Consider the following 19,873-nt stretch of genomic DNA (forward strand, 5'->3'; position numbering starts at 1 on the left):
CGCGGACTAATCTAAAAATAGAGTTTCAAATTTTCTAGCAGCGAAAGTGATGAAAGAGGGTTAAGAAGTTTTGTTAAAGCTGATAATTAATGGTGTCCCATTAACGTCTATCTGCTCGCGATAGTCAGCGTTCTCAAGCTCGTCAAAGTCAATATTCTTAGCAAGCACTTCATTCTTAACTAATTCAAGATGTACTTTAAGCGCCTCTAAAACGGCTCCTGATGTTTTTATGCCCAAGTCAATTCGAGCGGAAACTTCAAGCTTTGCCTGTTTTCGTGCATTTTGCAGCAAGCGGATTGTATCTCGAATCAGCCCTTCTTGAATTAATTCTGGTGTAAGTTGAGTGTTAATTGCTGCTAAATAACCGTATTCTTCAAGTGCCACGTAATTATCTGGACTTTGAGCTTGAAGGAGAAACGCTTCAGGTTCAAAGTTGTAAAGTTTTCCATCCAGTTCAAAAACAGTCTCCTTCCCTTCACGGATGTTACGGACAATTTTACCTTTGTCAAAGGTTTCCAGCACTTTCTTAAACGCAGGTAGCAAACGCCCAAGTCGCTTGCCTAAAAGTGGCAAATTGGGTTTTACGCTATACTCTACAAAATCTGCTGTTACGTCTAAGTATGTCACTGATTTGACATTGAGTTCTTCTTTTAGCAAGTCTTCTAAGTTCTTCAACCCTGCAAGCTCTGCCTCGCTTTGAACTCGTACCAAAACTTCAGGAAGAGGTTGACGTGTTTTGACCCCAGCTGTAGCTCGTGCAGCCCGTCCTAGTTCGACAAGTCTCACCAGTACATTCATGTCACGCATCAGAGAATCGTCAATCGAGGTGGCATCCCACTGCGGCCAATTTGCTAAATGCACGGACTCTGGTTCGTTTGGATAGAGACTCAGCACTAAGTTTTGATAAATGTGCTCGCTCATAAAGGGTGCCATAGGAGCCATTAACTGAGTAACTGTGACGAGCGTGTCATAAAGAGTTTTATACGCCGAGAGTTTATCGCGCTCGCTCTTAGCGCAAGCTGTACCTGGCTTATCGCTTGTCGATTTCCAAAATCGACGTCGGTTGCGACGGACGTACCAATTTGAGAGATCGTTCACCACAAAGTCGCGGATTATCCGGCTAGCAGCCGTCGGATCGTAAGCATCGAGTTTATCTGTGACATCCCGTATAAGGGCATTGGTTTTGGAGACTAACCAGCGATCGATAGCCGGACGTTCTGTCACCGGAATCGTACAAGTCAAATCGGGTTTATCGAGATTGGCGTAAAGAACTAAGAAACTGTAGGTGTTCCATAGCGTCATAAAGAAGTCGCGCAACGTGTCCTCAACCAATGCTTGGGAAAAGCGTTTGGTGCTGTCGCTTGGGCTTGAGCTATAAAGATACCAACGGAGTGCGTCTGCTCCTTGAATATTTAATACTGTCCAAGGGTCAACTACATTGCCCTTCGACTTGGACATTTTCTCGCCCTTCTCATCAACAATGTGTCCGAGCACGATCGCATTTTTAAAGGCAGGGCAATTCTGTTTAATACCGGATAAAGCACCCGCTTGTCGGTCTTGACTACCAGTATCTGTCAGTAATGTTGCTAAAGCATGTAGGCTGTAAAACCAACCGCGAGTCTGGTCAATTGCTTCACAAATATAATCGGCTGGAAAATTCTCTGGCAGTATATTTTGATTCTCAAAGGGATAGTGCCATTGTGCATAGGGCATTGCCCCTGACTCAAACCAAACATCTACAGTATGGGGAACTCGTTTGAAGCACTTCCCGTTCTTCTCAAAGCTGATTTCATCAATGTAAGGACGATGCAAATCCAACCCAGACAAATCACGCCCTGTGAGATCTTCTAGCTCTTTAAGACTTCCAATACAAAGAGATTCGCTTTCATCTTCACTCACCCAAACAGGTAATGGAGCACCCCAATATCGCTCGCGAGAAACTGCCCAATCAACGTTATTTCTCAACCAATCCCCAAATCGACCGTCCCGAATATATTCAGGATGCCACGCAATCTTCTCATTGTTTTCAATAAGCTTGTCTTTGACTGCTGTCGTGCGGATGTACCAGCTTTTTTTGGCATAGTTGATGAGTGGTGTTCCATCCCGGTAGTTGAACGGATAAGTATGTTGGATGGTAGTTTTTCGATAGAGCAAGCCCCGTTCTAACAAATCTCTCGCAATTTGCTCATCTGCATCCTTAAAGAATGTTCCACTATAACGACCTTCACCCGCAGGTGCATCAAGCAATTTCACGTCTGGGTAAACTTTACCCAGCAGATCGACAGAGAAGAGCATGGGGAGATTGTGCTTGCGTCCAAGCTCTAGGTCACCATATGCAGTAGCAATATGCAAAACGCCTGTTCCATCGTCAATGGTCACTTGTTCATCTAAGATGACGCGGAAAGCTTGAGAGAGGTCTTCCCCTTCTGGAATACGACCGCGTAAGATTGGACTGTATTGCAGGTCAACCAGTTCTTTACCTGAAAAAGTTTTCAGTGTCTGGTAATTGTTTTCACCAAAGACGTCATTGGCGCGTTGGTAAGCCAGAATATATAAGTCTTTTTGGTCGAGATCGCGCTCGCCCTTGGCGCAAGCCGTACCCGGCTTATCGCTTGCGGCTGCTTCAAACAAACCATAGGTAGCATCACCTCTGACTGCAAGACCAACATTTGCAGCCAGTGTCCACGGAGTTGTCGTCCAAGCCAAGATATAGACGGGACGTTCTCCAGATTTAACAATGTCACGTTCTACAAGTTGAGCCCGGAGTGCTGGAAATTTGGGATATACGGAGGGGTCTTCCACATTCTCTCGATACCCTTGCGCTACTTCATGGTCTGAGAGGCTGGTATTGTTGCGAGGACAGTGCCAAGTTGCGCGGTAATCTTCAAAGAGAAGACCTCGTTCCCACAGGGATTTCATCAACCACCAACAAGACTCTATGTAGCTGTTTTCATAGGTGATGTAAGCATTTTCTAAGTCCAGCCAATAGCCAATGCGATCGCTCATGGCGTTCCAATCCTGGATGTACTCAAAGACCGATTGCTTGCAGAGTTGATTGAACTTAGCAATACCGAACGCTTCAATATCCGACTTTTTGGTAAAGCCTAACTTCTTTTCAACACCAAGCTCCACAGGTAAGCCATGGGTATCCCATCCTCCTTTACGTTGGACTCTGTACCCTTGCATGGTTTTATAGCGGGGAAACAAATCCTTATAAGCACGGGAAATGACATGATGCACTCCTGGCTTACCATTAGCCGTTGGAGGACCTTCATAAAAGACAAAATTCCCTTCAGGAGCTTTTTTCTCAACTGACTTCCGAAATATGTTGTGCGTTTTCCAAAAGTCAAGAATTTCTTGCTCCAAATTTGGAAAGCAAACTGATTGTTGAACTTCTCTAAACATACTTAACCGCACTCACCAAATTCAGTTAAAAGTCAAAAGTTAAAAGAAAATTTACTTTTCACTTTTCACTTTTTATGCATTTGCATTGGGACGCTCTAGGTGAGCGCGGTACCACCCAACTTCTCCAGAATCTCACGATGCTGGACTCTATCGCTACTCCCTAACGGGAAGAGCGCCCCGCTATAACGTGCGGAACACGTCTCTATCTACTCAAAGCTTTGCTTGGGGGAGACTCAAATTGAGAGACTTCCTTTTCAAACACTTTTTTCGGAGAGCAGCTCGGGGAGGATCTTCGTCTCTACCGTGTGTTCAGGCTCGCACCGTCCCTGACTCGCTCAGCACCGACTTAGAGATTACTCGTTCCCTTCATTGCTTTTAGTAGTTGTATTTATAGTTTATCTATCATATCATAACATAAATTGGAAAAAATTTTTGATTAACTAAATAACCGCGCACTTTATCTCCTTGTAGTTGTAAACGCTTCAGATCTGGGTTTTCTAGCTATTACGTACTCATTTTCAATTAATAGCCTTTTCCTTTTTTGGCACGGTCTCCCCTTATTTCTCTGTCTGATTTTCAAGTAAGTTATTACTATTAGGTTCATGTATAAATTAAGAACCAGTGATGTCTATTGACCGAAATGCACCTCTAACACAAAATCACCTGCTTGCCAAACTACCCACTGATGAGCTAGAACACTTGCGCCCTTATATGGAACTCGTATCACTCTCACGAGGACAATCTATTATTGTGCCGAATGAGGCTATTGAATTTGTCTATTTCCCTGTTAATTCATTGCTCTCTCTAGTAACGGTCATGGAGGACGGCTCTACAGTCGAGTCCGGCTGTATCGGACGCGAGGGGATGGCAGGTGTACCAATTTTTTTGGATGCAAGCATAACGCCGATGCAGACACTCGCACAAATCCCCGGACAAGCGATGCGTGTGAAATCTCAAATTATCAAAGAGGCATTCGACAGAGGGGGTACGCTGCAAAAGCTTCTCCACCGTTACATACATACAGTCATGGTTTTTGGTTCGCAAAGCGCTGCTTGCAATCGTCTTCATTATATAGAAGCAAGACTGTGCCGTTGGTTGCTGATGAGCAGTGACGGTATAGGATCGGATTCACTTTCCCTCACACACGAATTTCTGTCCACAATGCTTGGCATTAGACGTTCTGGAGTAAGCGAGACAGCTCGTAAACTCCAAAGCAGGGGCTTAATCTCTTACCAGCGCGGACAAATCCAGATTCTTGACAGAAAAAGTTTGGAAACTACTGCCTGTGAGTGTTACGGTAGAGTCAAGGCAGAATATGAGAGATTGTTCACTGAAAGATTCCCCTCCAGAGAAAAAGCTAGGTAGCGATCGCGCTTATCTCGGCAAGCGTGCTGACTTCCAACCTTTAGATATGTAGAGTTAAATATAAAGCGTATGCTACCAATATTATTAATCATTTTAAAGCAAGCTTTGCAAACGCTGGAGCAAACTTGAAGCTGTCATTAATTTCTCGGTTTGCTCTTCTTCAATTCTCGCTACAATCTCACCATTCTTAAAAAGTAAGAGTGTTGGTAAAGGATGGGCTTGATACTTAGAGGCTAGATCGGAATATTTTTCACTATCAATTCTGACAATCAAAATTTGTTCTTTCATTTGATTTTGTACTTGCTCCAAACATGTATCTATTAAGTGAGAAGGACCACACTGAGGCGATACAAACACTACTAGTGTGGGTAAATTTGAACTATATAATAATTCTTCAAAATTTTGAAATTGTTGTTTAATTGCTATTGATTTGCTCCCTTGAATATCTGTAAAATAACTGTAAAAAATAAACTTCTATTGCCAAAATCTATAATGAACATCTCCCATAATTTTACTATTAACCATTAGCCATTAGCTATTAGCCATTAGCCATTAGCCATTAGCTATCAATAGGTTCTACGCCTGTTGTACTATCAATGTGAATAACAGCATCAAATTGTTTGGGAAGATTGGTATAAAAGTAATGACTGACACGCTCTGTTTTCGGCGAGTAAATAACTCCAATAGCTCGCTCTAATCTTGGTTCATTAAGTGCTTTCACTGCTTGATTATCTTGTCGCAAATTGAGAAGAAATCGAGGTAACCCAGTATTGTGGAACAATGCTTCGTAACTATCAGGTAATCCTGGAAGGACTCGTTTGAGTTGTGCTGTCCCTCCCCAATGAGAAGCTGCTGTAACTGTTCCCGTATACGTAGTAAAACCAACAAGTACAGCATCGCGATCGTAACGTTCGCGTACTAGTTGTCCTACATTTAGTTCATCCAAAGAACTCATATCAGTTGCTCGTGCATCCCCTAAATGAGAATTATGCTCCCAAACAACGACTTTTGTACGCTTTCCCTGACTGTCAAAATGAGTCACTAAACGATCTAAGGTGTCTGCCATGTGCCTATCTCGCACGTTCCAAGATGATATCCGACCTTGAAACATTGAGCGGTAGTACTCCTCAGCACTCTTTACAAGTCGGGCGTTTTGTTCGGCATAGAAAAATTCATCTTCTTTGACCCGACTATCGCACTGTATGTACTCTCCAGTTTTCCGTTGCAACTCCATTAATTGATTGATGACTTGTTGCTCGCAAGACTCGCTCATATCAAAACTAGCAGCATATCCATATGCCTGAGAATCTTCGCCAAAGTGTTCCAAGCACGAGTAGCGATGACGTGCTTGTTTTGCAGCTTCTGGATCGACTTTATCTAAATAACCCACAACCTCATCTATTGAGGAATACATACTGTACAGGTCAAGCCCGTAAAAACCTGTTTTCGTTGCATTCTGCGGTAATGAATCATTATATTGACGCAGCCAACTAATGAAGTTGACCACATCAGTGTTACGCCACATCCAAGTTGGGAACCGTTGAAAATCTCTTAATGCTTCAACGGGCGTCCGATCCTCCTTAACTCCGCGTACATAGCGATTGACGCGGTATGCATCAGGCCAATCTGCTTCTACAGCTACAGCCGTAAAACCTTTTTCTTGAATCAGGCGTTTGGTAATCTCGGCTCGTTGTTCGTAAAACTCGTGGGTCCCGTGAGTCGCCTCACCAATAAGCACAAATCGAGCATCACCAATAAGGTCTAGTAACGGGTCATAATCTTCAGCTGTGCCGATTAGTGGATGAGCGGCTTGACGCACTACATCACCAAGTTTCGTTGTGCTTGCATTTGCCATAATTCTAAACCTAATGACTGTTACAGTCGTTTTCACAGCCCATCGCGATCGCTAACAAATTTCTTCCTCTAATATTCAAGGCTGTAAAAGGAGTCGTGTAATGAGCTATTGTTATTGAACTTGTAAAAGTAATTACGAGCTTATTCTAAATGTCTGAAAGTTCTTTCTCCTCTTTCTTTGGGGATGTTACTCATATGACTTGAGTGCTGAAAGAGAGATAACGATTTTAAATGAGAATGTAATTTATGACACAAAGCCCCCAAAAGCAATTTTCGCTTATTTAAGCGATCGCTGTTAATAATTTATTTATACAGATATCCAAAATATGTGACTAGATGATCCATACTGAAGATGGATGAGCCTCAGTAAAGGCTCTTGGAAGTATAAATTGAAGAGCCGTTGAAAAAAAAAATTTTAGTACAAGGTTTATGGATAGAACATTAGAATCGCGATTTGAAGAACGTTCAATTCAAGTTCCATCAGGTGTAATTAACCTAGACGGGGATCTGAGGATACCTGAAAATGCTCGTGGAGTTGTACTATTTGCTCACGGTAGTGGTAGCAGTCGGCACAGTTCTAGAAATCGCTATGTTGCCGAAGAATTAAATAAAGCAGGTTTTGCTACCCTCTTGATTGACCTGCTGACTCAAGAAGAAGAAGAAATAGACAATCAAACAGGACAATTGCGCTTTAATATTAATTTGTTAGCGGAACGTGTCATTGATGCTACACAATGGCTTGCCCAAAATCTAGAGATTTACAAAACGAAAATTGCTTACTTTGGTGCTAGTACTGGTGCAGCCGCAGCTTTGGTAGCCGCTGCAAAACACCCAAATGGTATTTGTGCGATCGTTTCTCGTGGTGGAAGACCTGACTTAGCGGCGGCGTCTCTGTCAAATGTTCAAGCACCAACACTATTAATTGTTGGTGAAAAAGATACGCCAGTGATTCGCATGAATCAAGAAGTGTTGGAACAGTTACAAGTAGAAAAGAAGTTAGCGATCGTTTCCGAAGCAACGCATCTTTTTGAAGAACCAGGAACACTAGAAGCAGTTGCAAGGTTGTCGAGCGAGTGGTTTGAGCAATATTTAGTAACAGGAAATCGCTAGTAGGTACAATGAAAAGAAAGAAATAGACTCCTAGAGTGTAATAACAAGTCAAAATTCTTAATTGAAGACTGGTTGACAAAAATGTTAATATTACTAAGCTATGTCTATGCGAGCCTCACGGCAGTTTTTGTTATCCTTTTTCTGCTGGAAAGAATTTTTCCCCTACGATTGCAGACGCATTCACTTATAAAAAGGTTGTTTATCAACTCCTGCATAACTGCTTTAGCTTTTGCCACAAACGCGGCTGTTGTTCAACCTACTGCTCAATTTATGTTGCAGTGGACGCAGTTACAGTCCTTTGGATTGGTTCATCTCGTCCCACTACCTACAGCCATCAAAAGCGTTATGGCTTTTTTATTGATGGATTTAACTTACTACTACTGGCATAGAGCCAATCACAGATTTCTTTTTCTTTGGCGTTTTCACAATGTACATCACATCGATCCAGATTTAGACATTTCCACAGGTTTTCGCTTTCACGGTGTAGAAATTTTGCTCTCAGCCGGACTTCGCGTTTTTCAGATAGCTCTAACTGGTATATCGCAGGGAACTTACATTCTTTATGAATTAGTTTATCAAGCAAATACCCTGTTTCATCACAGCAATATTCGTCTTCCCATTTGGACCGAACGCTGGTTAAATACAATCTTGGTAACTCCCAGGATGCACGGTGTTCATCACTCTCAGGTTCAAGACGAAACCAATTCCAATTATTCTGTTATTTTTCCTTGGTGGGATAAACTGCATCAAACACTGCGGCTGAACGTTCCTCAGTCAGAAATTGAGATTGGAATTCCGGCTTATTCGTCTCCTGATGACAACACACTACAGCATCTTTGGCTCGTACCTTTTCAAAAACAGCGCGACTACTGGCGCAAACCTGACAACAAACTTGTGGAGAGGAGCCCATCTGTTTTGGGAGAAGATTTATCTCGGATGGTAGACTTTAGCACTACATCAATTGCACCAAATTTATCGCTGAGAACAGAATAGGATTGGGAGGTAGAAGCCAGAAGTCAGATGACAGAAATTTCTAACCTTTAACGATCTCAGTTGGGTGGGTATCGATCGCAAACTCTGCATCATCGAATGAGCTAAAGCCATAGCAATCCTAAATTATTCATAAGAAATTTAAGATTGACATTATAGCTTGTATAATATTCCCAGGTGTTATCTGAGTAAATCAAATAGGATTTCTATAAAAGTACGATTTGGTATTAGTTCTCAATACGATAACGGATTAACTGTTTAATCCCCGTGATTGGTAATCCTAAAACTTGAGCGATCGCTGCATCAACTTGAGCAAATTCAGTCACGGGAAACTCAAATTCCATCTGCTTTAAAACTGAATCAGCAGTGTAAACTTTAACTTCAGTCAACTTTTCTTGGCGTTGAATGACAGCTTCAATCGACATAACGGCCAGTGAAACAGAAAACTGAATTTGATGCTTTGAGTTGGCGTGGATTTGGGTTGTTGTGCCATAGGTATAGCTCAATACTTGATGCGTAAGCAAACCCGTACTCAACCAAAAAAACAGTCCGATTAAGGGTATTGGCAGCCAAAACTCCAATCCTAAGTTAACGAAAAATTGCAGCCAGCGGGGTCGAGCCATAATGCAGAAAAAGCTTAATTATTAATTTATCATAGGAAACTGAAAAGAAATTACAGCCAAATAATGAATGAGGATCTTACTTGTAGAGGATGATATAACTCAGTTACAACCACTACAGGGCGCACTCTCGAAAGTGGGACATATTGTCGATGCGGCTGAAGATGGTGAAATAGCCCAGTGGTTAATGACTCACAGAGACTACGACCTGTTAATTTTAGATTGGATGTTGCCTAAGGTTAGTGGTGTTAGCCTGTGTCAAAAATATCGTCAAGCAGGAAAAACGGCTCCAGTGTTGATTCTCACTGCCAAAGATGCAATTTTGGATAAAGTATCTGCTCTAGATGTTGGTGCAGATGACTATTTAGTTAAACCCTTTAGTTTGCTCGAACTCTTAGCACGAGTACGAGCATTGGGACGCAGAGCACCACTTTGGCAAGGTGATTTGCTAAAGTTAGCCGACTTACAACTTCATCTCAATACTCTAACGCTACAACGGCAGGAAGTTACAGTCCAATTGTCAGGTCGAGAGTTTCAATTGCTGGAATATTTTCTGCGACATCCCCGACAAGTACTGACGCACGAGCAAATTGAACAAGCACTTTGGGAGTGGAATATACAACCAGATAGTAAAGCAATAACGATGTTAGTGCATCGACTGCGGCAACGCTTGCAGATGGTAAAAGCAGAAGATTGGCTGCAGACTGTTTACGGTATGGGATATAGATTAGTTGACCCTGACTCATGCGATCGCTAATTCCTAATATGTTCAGTCGCAGTCGGCGTAATTTAGCTCGCTGGTTTACCCTGTCTATGGGGAGCATTTTGGCGATCTTTGCAACAATACTTTATTTTTTAGAAGCCAAAGAGCAATTGCGAGCATTTGACCAAGAACTTTACAATACAACTCAGCTGATGGCAGCTGGCGTTGAAGATGGGCTTTACCAACAACAGCAACGCATTAGTCTCGAAGATGTGCCCATCTTGGGTGGTGAGGCTTTGCCCTTTGACAGTAAAATTATTTATGCCCGTTGGTACACTCCCAAAAAGCAACTACTAGAGTTTTTTGGTGTGACTCCAGCAGAGCAATTAAATAATAAACTGGGGTTTCAAACAATTGAGTTAGGCAATGCTCCAGACAAGCCACCTCAAGGAGGCGATCGCTTTTCTACCAGCGTTTCTCATCAGGAATTGCTGCGTCAATTAACAGTTCCTGTGTTTCAGGATAAACAATTAATCGGCTATCTGGAAATAGCTGCTTCTTTAGCACCTGTCGAAAAAACTTTATGGTCGCTGAGACTTTTTTTAATCGTAGGTGTACCCATTGCCTTAAGCGTAATTGGTTTGACGGGTTGGTTTCTTGGTGGAATGGCCATGCAGCCAATTCGTCAATCCTACGAGCAGTTACAGCGCTTCACAGCTGATGCTTCCCACGAGCTACGGACACCGCTTCAGGCAATTCGGAATAATACTCAGTTTGCTTTGCTCGAACCAATTGACCCCAGTCTCCAGCAAAGTTCCCTAGAAAATATCGATCGGATTGCTGAATCCATGGGAATGTTGATTGGCGATCTATTATTCTTAGCTCGAAATGAAGGACAATTAAAGCCAGAGGCTCTTAACCTCATCAATTTGGTTAACTGGCTCGAAACATTAGTAGAGGAATACACCCACTTAGCAAAGGCAAAAAACTTAGAATTCATCAGCGAATTTCCCGAACGATTGGTAATGCTGAGAATAAATCCAGATTTAATGCGTCAAGCGGTAACAAATCTTCTCAGTAACGCTTGCCGCTATACCCCGTCTGGAGGGAAAGTTTGCTTGCGAGTTTTCTTTCAGTCTCATTGGGTGGTTATTGAAGTACTCGATAGCGGTATTGGGATTCCAGAGACAGATTTACCCTATATCTTCGATCGGTTTTATCGAGTTGACAGCGTGCGCTCGCGCCATACAGGAGGCTTTGGGTTAGGATTGGCGATCGCGCAACAGATTGTGCGGGTACATGGGGGACAAATTCTAGCAAAAAGCCGTTTGGGTGAAGGCTCTACCTTTCAAATCAAACTACCATTCACATCTAAACCGTTAATTTAAATCTAGGCATAACTGTTTGACACTCTCCGCCCTATAAGGGCGAAGATTCTTCAATCACAGACCCAACTTGCTGATACAGGATTTCTCCAGTATGAGTAGAGGTCGAATCTCCTGAAGCGTTCGGATAGTAGATCCAAGTTCCCGTATGCCCTACGGTACTCAAGGCTAATTTCAGAATATTGATAGCGGCATTCGAGTCTCTATCTATGACAAAGCCGCATTCGCAAACATGGGTTCTTGTAGATAGAGATTTTTTGACTATTGCGCCACAACTGAAGCATTCTTGAGAAGTGTAGGCGGGGTTAACCGCAACAGTTATCCTGCCAAACTTCACCCCAAAATACTCCAACCATTTTCTGAATTTATACCAACCAGCATCATTAATAGATTTAGCGAGACAGTGATTTTTCACTAAATTTTTAATCCTCAAATCTTCATAGGATACCAGATCGTGAGATTGGATTACGCAACGCGCCAGTCTCTTGGCGTGTTCTTCACGTTGCCTACTTATTTTGAGGTGTACTCGCCCTAATTTATTAATAGCTTTCTTACGGTTGGCAGAGCCTTTCTTTTTACGAGAAACGCGCTTTTGTCTAAATTTTAGACGTTTCTCTCCTGTGCGATAAAACCTTGGGTTAGGTTCACTATGTCCATTGCTGTCGGTATAGAATTCTTTAAGTCCTACATCCAAACCAATGGTTTTCCCTGTGGGTTGTGTTTCTAATTTGTTGTCTACACTAATCAGAAATTGAACATAATACCCATCAGCACGACGAACTAATCTAACTCGTTTTACCTGTTCTAATTGGTAGAAGTTTAAATCCCATGTTCCTTTCAGCTTGAGCGTACCAATACCTTTTTTGTCGGTGAAGGTTATTTGTTTCCTAGTCTCGGAAAGTGACCACCCAGAGGTTTTATACTCCACTGAGCGAGAATTTTTCTTGAACTTTGGATATCCCTTTTTACCCGGAACAGACTTTTTGCAGTTGTCGTAAAAACGAGCAATAGAACTATAAGCCCGTTCAATAGAAGCTTGGCAAGCACTAGAATTCAAAGCTTTTACAAACGGGAATTCGCTTCTCAATGACTTACTAAGGCGATACATTTGTTTTTGTCCCACGCCTCGATTATCCATCCAAAAACGGATACTCTTATTGCGAACAAATTGAGCCGTCCTAATCGCCTCATCAATGGCAGTATATTGAGTCGTTTTCCCTTTGGCTTTGAATTCTAAAACAATCATTTTCCGTGGAAAACTTCTACGCAAAATATTATAACACAAATAAAGTCGCCCTAGAAGAGCGAGGCTTTAGACCCATTCTCTTGGTAAATGTAGATATTCTACGATGACGTGCTGAGGATGCCAAATTAGCAAGAGCAGATATCTCGCCCCAATGCCAAAACTCTATTTGTTCTGTATAAGTTTTAGTCACCGCTCTAGTAGCTGACTGCACGCTTTTTCTCACCTCTGTCATCTTGATTTCTCATCGAAAACCTGAGAATTGTATAATCTATTGTATGCTTCAATGTTGAGGCAGTCAATTATGAATTAAGTCCAAAATCAAAGAATATCTTCACCTGAATGGAGAAAAAGAAACGCCCACAAAAATAGACAGTCCTCCTGAAAGTACATTGAAAACAACACGGTTGCTAGTGTTGTTCTTAAACCGTGGGTTGTTGAAGAAGTAGACAAAGTTAAAGACTCATCCGAACCGTAGGGTGCATCGGTCAAGCGCTCCGCGCAATTCGTCCTTCGGTCATCCGGCTAATATCTCAGCAAAAAGCACAGACATACACAGATTTGCATAGATATTAGTTAACAGCACTCAGCCCCGACCATAACCAGCAAAGAATACCTGGTAAGCAAAGATTTTGATTGTTAATGAAGGAATTCCTTGGTTGAAGATCGTGCTGTTACTTTCTTGTTACTTTTATCTGGCAATCTGAAAATAAGCGTGAATTAAACATCAGATTGGAGGTTTTAACAAATGAATTTCAATCCTACACCCAGTATTGTCCTAACCGGTTTGTTTGCGTTGCTAATTCCTTTTGAGGTAGTAGCACAGAAAACGCCCAACCAAATTGAGAATTTGCCTAATGCTCGTGTTACCAGTATTTCCGGTCAAGTTACTAAGCTTTTAGATGACGAGTTCATTCTCAACGATGGTAAGGGACAAATCATGATTGAAGCAGAACCTCGGTTAGGACAACCCATTAACCTCTCTGTAGGAGAAAAAGTCACTGTTGTTGGCAACTATGACGACAATGAGTTCAAAGCCCTGAGTATTACTCGTAGCAACGGTGAAACTATTCAAATTCATAACGATTAAATTGTCTGCACTGCAGCATTGTTCCCATCAATCGAATTTTGATTGCTGAAGATCAAATCTTGTTTGCTGTTTTAGGTATATTAACAGCAGATGAAACTTTACTACCGCAGCCAAACCTACAATTGCGAGCCACACAAGGTTTTCAGTGCTGGATGAACATCTGCGTGATGCCAAATAGAGTGCGATCGCGCAGGGAGAGAAATTCCTTAGCGATCGATCGCCTTAATTCGTCTTGGGTTAGTATCACAGCAAAGGTAAGCGAATGAAATACGATATGTTTTTTTTAGCAGCCCTTTTAGCAATTACAGGCTTGCGAGCTATCGTTTTATCCTTTTTTTCTAATTCTGCGGAATCTACTGCTCCTATAACTAGCACTATCAAACCTATAGAAGTAAAAACGACCCTGACCGAGAAAGCATCCAGTCTGGGTAGAATTTCCTTAAATGGTACGTTGGAAGCGGTAGAAACCGTTACTACTACCAGCCCCGTTATGGGACAGATGAAAACTTTGCTGGTGCAAGAAGGTGACAGAGTTAAAGCAGGTCAAATCATTGCCATTATTGATGTCAAAGATATCCAGCCACAACGCGATCGAGCATCGGCTGTGATTTCCCAAGCCCAGGCAGGTGTAACAGTTGCGACTCTCGCCGAAACTCAAGCCCTAGCAAACAAAACTCAAGCAGAAGCACAACTCAATCAAGCAGAGGTTCGTCAACAGGAAGCTGAAACCAAATTGCAGGAAGCACAAGCACAACTAGCTGACGCTCAGTTAAATCAACAACGCATGGCTACGCTGCGAAAAGATGGTGCAGTCAGCCAATTACAACTAGATACAGCCAATACCCAGGTAGCATTAATTGAAGCTCGCATTCAACAGGCAAAAGCTGTGATTGAACGAGCCAAGCGGGAAATTGAGCAAGCCAAAACTGCTGTAAAACAGGCAAGCTTCCAAGTCCAGCAAGCACGAGCAGGATTAAAGCAGGCGCGTTCCCAAGTTCAGCAAGCACGAGCAGAAGTAAAGCCAAAGATTGCTAACGTGAACCGCAGCATTGTTAAAGCACCATTTGCTGGAGTCGTCACCAAGCAACATACAGAAGTAGGTGCAATAGTGGGTTTTGGACAACCTTTGGTGACATTGGAAAATACCGATCGCTTGCAGTTTAGCGTTGCAGTACCAGAGTCAATGAAGTCCTTGGTGAAACCAGGAGATGAAGTAGAAGTGCAACTAGATGCTCTCAAGCATTCTGTGCGCGGACAAGTCAATCAAATTATTCTTTCTGCAAATCCCAACAGCCGTAGTTTTACTGCCAAAATAGCCCTTAAAAAAGCCACAAATTTAATGCCGGGAATGTTCGGGCACATAAAACTGCCTGAGTAGCAACCAAATGTTAGCCAAATCAGTTGATATATATTGAGAATAATAAAGTTATAATTTATTTAACGTGAGATATGGCCGTTTGGGAGAGAAATTTTCAAAGTCTATTAAATATTTTCCTAAAATCCTGTTGCACTCTATGCCAGCGGTCTACTTGCCAAGAATTTTGCCAAAACTGCCATCAGCAATTACAACGAGCTTATTTACCCAATCCTAGTGTATTTTGGCACGAGCCCCTTCCGGTGTTTGCTTGGGGAAGTTACGGTGGTACGCTGAAATTAGCGATCGCTGCCATGAAATATAAAAACCATCCTGAAATTGCTCGTCCTTTAGGTCATTACCTGGGCAACACATGGCTATCGAGTAGCCCTGCACGGAATACAAAATGCACAGTTGTGCCAATTCCACTCCACCCGAATAAGCAAAAAAAGCGGGGTTTTAACCAAGCTGCACTTATAGCCCAAAGCTTTTGTGAAACAACAGGATTGCAATTAAAAGTCAACGGTTTGGAGAGAGTAGAAGAAACTGAAGCACAGTATGGTTTATCCGTGTCCGAGCGACAAAAGAACTTAGCAAAAGCTTTCCGAGTAAGACAAGATTTTCTTTATTCCTTAGAAAGCCCAGTGTTATTAATTGATGACATTTACACCACTGGAGCAACTGCCAAATCTGCTACCCAAACACTCAATCAGTGTGGAATTGGAGTTTTAGGGATTGCAGCAGTTGCTCTTACCTTCAACCAGAACACCCCCAGTTAAAATCCCAGATAAAAACCATACATGGGCAATTTTGAGCAAGGAAAACTATAATTAACCAAACGGCGCTGTTTTCATGGAAGAGTCTCGGGATGATAAGTAAGGCTTTTGCAGTGGGGTTGAGAAAACTCGCGATTGCGAGTACCACGGTAGTGGTCATTGGTTTCAGTACAACAGCAGCTTTTGCTCAACCAGCAAATAAGTTGTATAGTCCGATTCCTTTGCCTCTAAGTAATGAAATTTCCGATATGCTCTCTGATAAGGATATTCCTACAGGTCAAGGCGGATATGCTCGCGATTACATGGTGAAGTTGAGTAAGGGAGATAATCTAGCCATTGATTTAGTCTCTGAAAGCTTCGATGCTATCATTACATTGCTAGCACCTGATGGAACCACTGTAGCAGAAAACGATGACGGTCCTGATGGTAGCAGCAATTCTCTGCTTTTTACCCGAGTTTCAGAGACAGGAAGTTACATCGTGCGCGTTCGGTCATTTGGAGAAACCGGGATTGGCGCTTTTAAACTTAAGGTGACACGACTGCAACCAGTTAAAGGGAGTTAGAGAGTGGTTAGTTGTAGTTGTTGGTTGTATTTAACCGCTAACGACTAACCACTCACCAACCCAGTCAGTACGCATAAAAGTAATGCTTCTGTCCACTCAACAACAGCACCGTAAGTGTCTCCTGTATGTCCGCCTAACTTACGGTTAAACCAAGCACCCGTAAGAGTGGCGATCGCAATTCCTGCAATTGCCATTCCTAGGGCAAACAACAGACGCTGTTTGTTCAGTAATATCTCTAATCCACTTAAACTCAATACTAAAAACAATCCCGGTAACAAGTCTTGATAAGAACGAATAACTTCTTTGTGAAATGCCCCCTTACCAGTTTTTTTGAGGTAAGGATACCGGACAATAGCCAATTGCTGACCCCAACGTCCCCACCCACAAACTGCCATTAAAGCCAACCAACGGTTTTTCTCCAAATCTGTTAAAGCAGCTATTTTAAGAACCACCAAAACAACAGCCGCCATTGCGCCAAATGCACCTGTTGCACTATCTGCCATCACCTCAAGTCGCCGCTTGGGATTTCCCACTGCCAAACCATCAGCTGTATCCATAGCTCCATCTAAGTGCAATCCCCCAGTCATGGCAACCCAAATACTGACCAGCAAAGCGCTACGAGTAAATATTGGCACATTCAAATAATTCATTCCAATATCTAATGTTCCCAAAATGCTCCCGATCGCACACCCTACTAATGGAGCATATCGGGCCACATACCGGAAGTCCAATCCTTCTAGATATGGCAGGGGAATACTTGTATAGAATACTATAGAAGCTGCCATATTTAACAGATGTTGTTTCCACCACGGATGCCGAACGGTCATCTGAACGATAAAGTATAAAGGATAATAATGTAGCTTACAGATCGAACCAAAGACAAGAAATACGGATACTTTATCTTTCGTCCTTTTTAAAGCTTTAAATAAGATTTATCAGTGGTGGGAACTTATTGAAAAAATTTTGTTATGCTAAGCTCAGTGATGATTTTTTATTTTTGTATAAATCAGCACTAAGCGAATTAGCTTTGCCAGTCTCAAAAGTTTGTGACAGTACCGTAGTACTGTTGCTTGCAAATTTATTGATTGCAGCTTTTCAATCAATCGTCCTACAAGTGAAGATATTTATTAAAATGTAGGGATTCAGCAAAGCTGTGACAATGACTGTGTAGCTATGTTGAACTCATCTGGGCTCCAAAAATTGTTTAATTTATGAGTAACCATCTACCCGATACCAAGATACCAGCTCCGTGCATTATTGATACAGGCGTGGTTGTGAATAAGCAAGATATGTGGCGATTACTCACAGACTTAGGTCGCGTTCGCTATATCCACACCCATGAGGGAAAATTGCAGAGCGAGGGGGAGGGGGATGTCATGGAAGTTTTTGCCAATCCGCAACGGTCTACCTTAGTTGCCAACCATACGCTTTATTTGAATGTTTATAGTTTTGATTACTTGGAATTAAAACTGTCTCCGGAAAAAGAAACTTATTTTGACCTTATTCAAGAAGGAATGTGTTTGCGACTGATTCCCCTTTCAACTTCTTTAGAAGAGAGACGCGAACGTTGTTTTCACATCAGTGCTTTAGAAGCCATGATGGAGCAAGTTTTCTCGGCTAAGTGGGATGCGGAAATGGATGATGATAACTGCGATTTATTTTAATTGGGGATTGGGTATTGGGAACTGGGGACGAGGAAGACAAGGAAGTTGATTCTACCTTGTCCCCCTTGTCTCCCTTATCTCCCTTATCCCCCGTGTCTCCAATTCCTGGATGTTACTATTAGCTATTAGCCCTTAGCAATTAGCAAATTCTCTCTTGACTGCACAATTTTCTTTTCAACGTCTTGCTAACTGTAGCCAGACGAAAGCGCGGGTCGGAATTTTTTCTACCCCTCACGGTATAGTAGAAACTCCACGCTTTATGCCTGTGGGGACGCTAGCCAATGTCAAAACGATTACTCCATCTCAACTGGAGGAAACTGGAGCGCAGATGGTTTTGTGCAATACTTATCATCTACACCTCCAACCAGGTGAGGCAATTGTAGCAGGAGGTGGAGGACTGCATAAATTTATGGGCTGGAAGGGACCGATCCTGACCGATTCAGGTGGATTCCAAGTTTTTAGTTTGAGTGAAATGAGGAAAATTAGTGAAGAAGGAGTTACTTTTCGCTCACCCCATGATGGTCAAATTATTAACTTAACTCCAGAGCGTTCTATTGAAATTCAAAACACTTTGGGCGCGGATGTCATTATGGCATTCGATGAGTGTCCGCCTTATCCAGCCACACGCCAAGAAGTGGAAGCTGCCACTCAACGGACTTACCGCTGGCTGAAACGTTGTATAAGCGCCCATCAACGTCAAGACCAAGCCCTGTTTGGTATTGTACAGGGAGGGGTGTATCTTGATTTGCGTTCTCAGGCAGCTTTGGCGCTCGCAGAGTTAGATTTACCTGGATACGCTATTGGTGGTGTCAGCGTCGGTGAACCGCCGGAACTGATTTCTCATGTGGTCAAAGCAACGGCACCTCTGCTACCACCAGAAAAACCTCGCTATTTAATGGGAGTAGGTACATACCGGGAAATTGCAATTGCGATCGCATCCGGAGTGGATTTGTTCGATTGCGTTATTCCCACCCGTTGGGCGAGACACGGTACAGCAATGGTGCAAGGCGAGCGTTGGAATTTAAAAAATGCAAAGTTTCGTGAAGACTTTACCCCAATAGATAACACTTGTCCTTGCTACGCGTGTCGAAATTTTAGTCGTGCTTACATATCACACTTAGTAAGGGCGCAAGAGATTTTAGCGTATACCTTATTAAGTATTCACAATATCACTGAGTTGATTCGCTTTACTCAAAAGATACGAGAAGCAATACTCAACGATACTTTTGCGATTGATTTTGCTTCTTGGCTGGAACAGGGGGCTGAGGATTTGGGACTGGAGAATGGGGATTAGGGAAAATCACTAACCACCGATCGCTAACTACTAACCACTAACCACTAACTACTGACGCGTGTTAAGATATTTCTCAATTCTGAAAGCTGTGTTGGATAGGTGGATTTAATAAATATGGAAGCAGCATTGTTGTTAGCAAAATTACCCGAAGCTTATCAAGTTCTCGATCCTTTGGTAGACGTTCTGCCAATTATCCCCGTTTTCTTCTTGTTGCTGGCTTTTGTTTGGCAAGCCGCTATTGGTTTTAGATAAACCATTTGACCTAAGTATAGGCTCAATACTCCCCAAACCCGACGATTTTTAGCTGTCGGGTTTTCTTTTACTCAAATTTCGTCAACAAAGTTGATAATTCTTAAGAAATTGTAATAACTTAAAATAAGTGGGTAATATATAAACAAGCGAAGTATGACAGGTAACGCCGCTACCGTGAAATTCGGGAGGTTGTATCTAATGAAGG

Annotated in this window: 20 protein-coding genes and 1 other annotated feature; of the genes, 13 read left to right on the forward strand and 7 right to left on the reverse strand. The window is 42.4% G+C overall.

Annotated features, from left to right (window positions below):
* Positions 1-60: 60 nt before the first annotated feature.
* Complete coding sequence (gene ileS / locus AB0756_RS12180; RefSeq protein ID WP_038079767.1) at positions 61-3,405, reverse strand: isoleucine--tRNA ligase; 3,345 nt, start codon at positions 3,403-3,405, stop codon at positions 61-63.
* 83 nt (positions 3,406-3,488) lie between these two features.
* Positions 3,489-3,784 (reverse strand) — a binding site (T-box leader).
* 245 nt (positions 3,785-4,029) lie between these two features.
* Here ileS and AB0756_RS12185 point away from each other — a divergent pair.
* Positions 4,030-4,770, forward strand: a complete 741-nt coding sequence (locus tag AB0756_RS12185) for a Crp/Fnr family transcriptional regulator (RefSeq protein WP_038079769.1) — start codon at positions 4,030-4,032, stop codon at positions 4,768-4,770.
* Between the two features lie 93 nt (positions 4,771-4,863).
* Here AB0756_RS12185 and AB0756_RS12190 read toward each other — a convergent pair whose 3' ends face one another.
* Together AB0756_RS12190 and AB0756_RS12195 are read right to left on the reverse strand one after the other, a co-directional pair.
* Complete coding sequence (locus AB0756_RS12190; RefSeq protein WP_408019896.1) at positions 4,864-5,238, reverse strand: thioredoxin family protein; 375 nt, start codon at positions 5,236-5,238, stop codon at positions 4,864-4,866.
* A gap of 91 nt (positions 5,239-5,329) precedes the next feature.
* Complete coding sequence (locus AB0756_RS12195; RefSeq protein WP_050045098.1) at positions 5,330-6,625, reverse strand: erythromycin esterase family protein; 1,296 nt, start codon at positions 6,623-6,625, stop codon at positions 5,330-5,332.
* 428 nt (positions 6,626-7,053) lie between these two features.
* On the opposite strand from AB0756_RS12195, the gene AB0756_RS12200 reads away from it, so the two are divergent.
* The gene (locus tag AB0756_RS12200; RefSeq protein ID WP_038079773.1) at positions 7,054-7,734 is read left to right on the forward strand and encodes a dienelactone hydrolase family protein; all 681 of its coding nucleotides are present in this window, start codon (positions 7,054-7,056) and stop codon (positions 7,732-7,734) included.
* A gap of 81 nt (positions 7,735-7,815) precedes the next feature.
* The gene (locus tag AB0756_RS12205; protein ID WP_038079776.1) at positions 7,816-8,727 is read left to right on the forward strand and encodes a sterol desaturase family protein; all 912 of its coding nucleotides are present in this window, start codon (positions 7,816-7,818) and stop codon (positions 8,725-8,727) included.
* A 224-nt stretch (positions 8,728-8,951) separates the two neighbouring features.
* Here the strand turns inward: AB0756_RS12205 and AB0756_RS12210 are convergent, their stop codons facing one another.
* Positions 8,952-9,347, reverse strand: coding sequence for a hypothetical protein (locus tag AB0756_RS12210; RefSeq protein WP_038079778.1), 396 nt, complete (start codon positions 9,345-9,347; stop codon positions 8,952-8,954).
* 67 nt (positions 9,348-9,414) lie between these two features.
* On the opposite strand from AB0756_RS12210, the gene AB0756_RS12215 reads away from it, so the two are divergent.
* Positions 9,415-10,101: a response regulator transcription factor gene (locus AB0756_RS12215; protein WP_038079781.1), complete on the forward strand. Its 687-nt coding sequence runs from the start codon at positions 9,415-9,417 to the stop codon at positions 10,099-10,101.
* Positions 10,089-11,435, forward strand: coding sequence for a sensor histidine kinase (locus AB0756_RS12220; RefSeq protein ID WP_408019892.1), 1,347 nt, complete (start codon positions 10,089-10,091; stop codon positions 11,433-11,435). Before AB0756_RS12215 ends, AB0756_RS12220 begins: the two co-directional genes overlap by 13 nt.
* 31 nt (positions 11,436-11,466) lie before the next feature.
* Here the strand turns inward: AB0756_RS12220 and AB0756_RS12225 are convergent, their stop codons facing one another.
* The gene (locus AB0756_RS12225) at positions 11,467-12,678 is read right to left on the reverse strand and encodes an RNA-guided endonuclease InsQ/TnpB family protein (protein WP_038080764.1); all 1,212 of its coding nucleotides are present in this window, start codon (positions 12,676-12,678) and stop codon (positions 11,467-11,469) included.
* Between the two features lie 28 nt (positions 12,679-12,706).
* Positions 12,707-12,910, reverse strand: coding sequence for a hypothetical protein (locus AB0756_RS12230; protein WP_137986067.1), 204 nt, complete (start codon positions 12,908-12,910; stop codon positions 12,707-12,709).
* Between the two features lie 513 nt (positions 12,911-13,423).
* Here AB0756_RS12230 and AB0756_RS12235 point away from each other — a divergent pair.
* From AB0756_RS12235 to AB0756_RS12255, 5 genes are all read left to right on the forward strand, one after another.
* Positions 13,424-13,765 (forward strand): hypothetical protein, encoded by a 342-nt coding sequence (locus AB0756_RS12235; protein ID WP_050045096.1) that lies wholly within the window; start codon positions 13,424-13,426, stop codon positions 13,763-13,765.
* 38 nt (positions 13,766-13,803) lie between these two features.
* Positions 13,804-14,031, forward strand: a complete 228-nt coding sequence (locus tag AB0756_RS12240) for a hypothetical protein (RefSeq protein ID WP_050045095.1) — start codon at positions 13,804-13,806, stop codon at positions 14,029-14,031.
* Positions 14,028-15,143: an HlyD family secretion protein gene (locus AB0756_RS12245; protein ID WP_050045094.1), complete on the forward strand. Its 1,116-nt coding sequence runs from the start codon at positions 14,028-14,030 to the stop codon at positions 15,141-15,143. Before AB0756_RS12240 ends, AB0756_RS12245 begins: the two co-directional genes overlap by 4 nt.
* Positions 15,144-15,214: 71 nt before the next feature.
* Positions 15,215-15,898, forward strand: coding sequence for a ComF family protein (locus tag AB0756_RS12250; RefSeq protein WP_038082684.1), 684 nt, complete (start codon positions 15,215-15,217; stop codon positions 15,896-15,898).
* 89 nt (positions 15,899-15,987) lie between these two features.
* The gene (locus tag AB0756_RS12255) at positions 15,988-16,458 is read left to right on the forward strand and encodes a PPC domain-containing protein (RefSeq protein ID WP_038082685.1); all 471 of its coding nucleotides are present in this window, start codon (positions 15,988-15,990) and stop codon (positions 16,456-16,458) included.
* A 44-nt stretch (positions 16,459-16,502) separates the two neighbouring features.
* On the opposite strand, the gene cobS is transcribed toward AB0756_RS12255, so the two are convergent.
* Positions 16,503-17,285 carry an adenosylcobinamide-GDP ribazoletransferase gene (gene cobS, locus AB0756_RS12260; protein ID WP_038082687.1) on the reverse strand — a complete coding sequence of 261 codons (783 nt, stop codon included), beginning with the start codon at positions 17,283-17,285 and terminating at the stop codon, positions 16,503-16,505.
* Between the two features lie 384 nt (positions 17,286-17,669).
* Between cobS and AB0756_RS12265 the strand changes: the two genes are divergently transcribed.
* The 3 genes from AB0756_RS12265 (at position 17,670) to AB0756_RS12275 (ending at position 19,668) form a co-directional block, all read left to right on the forward strand.
* Entirely contained in the window at positions 17,670-18,122 is a 453-nt protein-coding gene (locus tag AB0756_RS12265) for a hypothetical protein (protein WP_038082689.1), read from the forward strand.
* A gap of 154 nt (positions 18,123-18,276) precedes the next feature.
* Positions 18,277-19,416 carry a tRNA guanosine(34) transglycosylase Tgt gene (gene tgt, locus AB0756_RS12270; protein WP_050045092.1) on the forward strand — a complete coding sequence of 380 codons (1,140 nt, stop codon included), beginning with the start codon at positions 18,277-18,279 and terminating at the stop codon, positions 19,414-19,416.
* A gap of 114 nt (positions 19,417-19,530) precedes the next feature.
* Positions 19,531-19,668 (forward strand): photosystem II reaction center protein K, encoded by a 138-nt coding sequence (locus AB0756_RS12275; RefSeq protein WP_063779436.1) that lies wholly within the window; start codon positions 19,531-19,533, stop codon positions 19,666-19,668.
* Positions 19,669-19,873 lie beyond the last annotated feature (205 nt).

Origin of the sequence: Tolypothrix campylonemoides VB511288_2 (assembly GCF_045999855.1) — a bacterium.
Taxonomy (GTDB): domain Bacteria; phylum Cyanobacteriota; class Cyanobacteriia; order Cyanobacteriales; family Nostocaceae; genus Scytonema; species Scytonema bouteillei_A.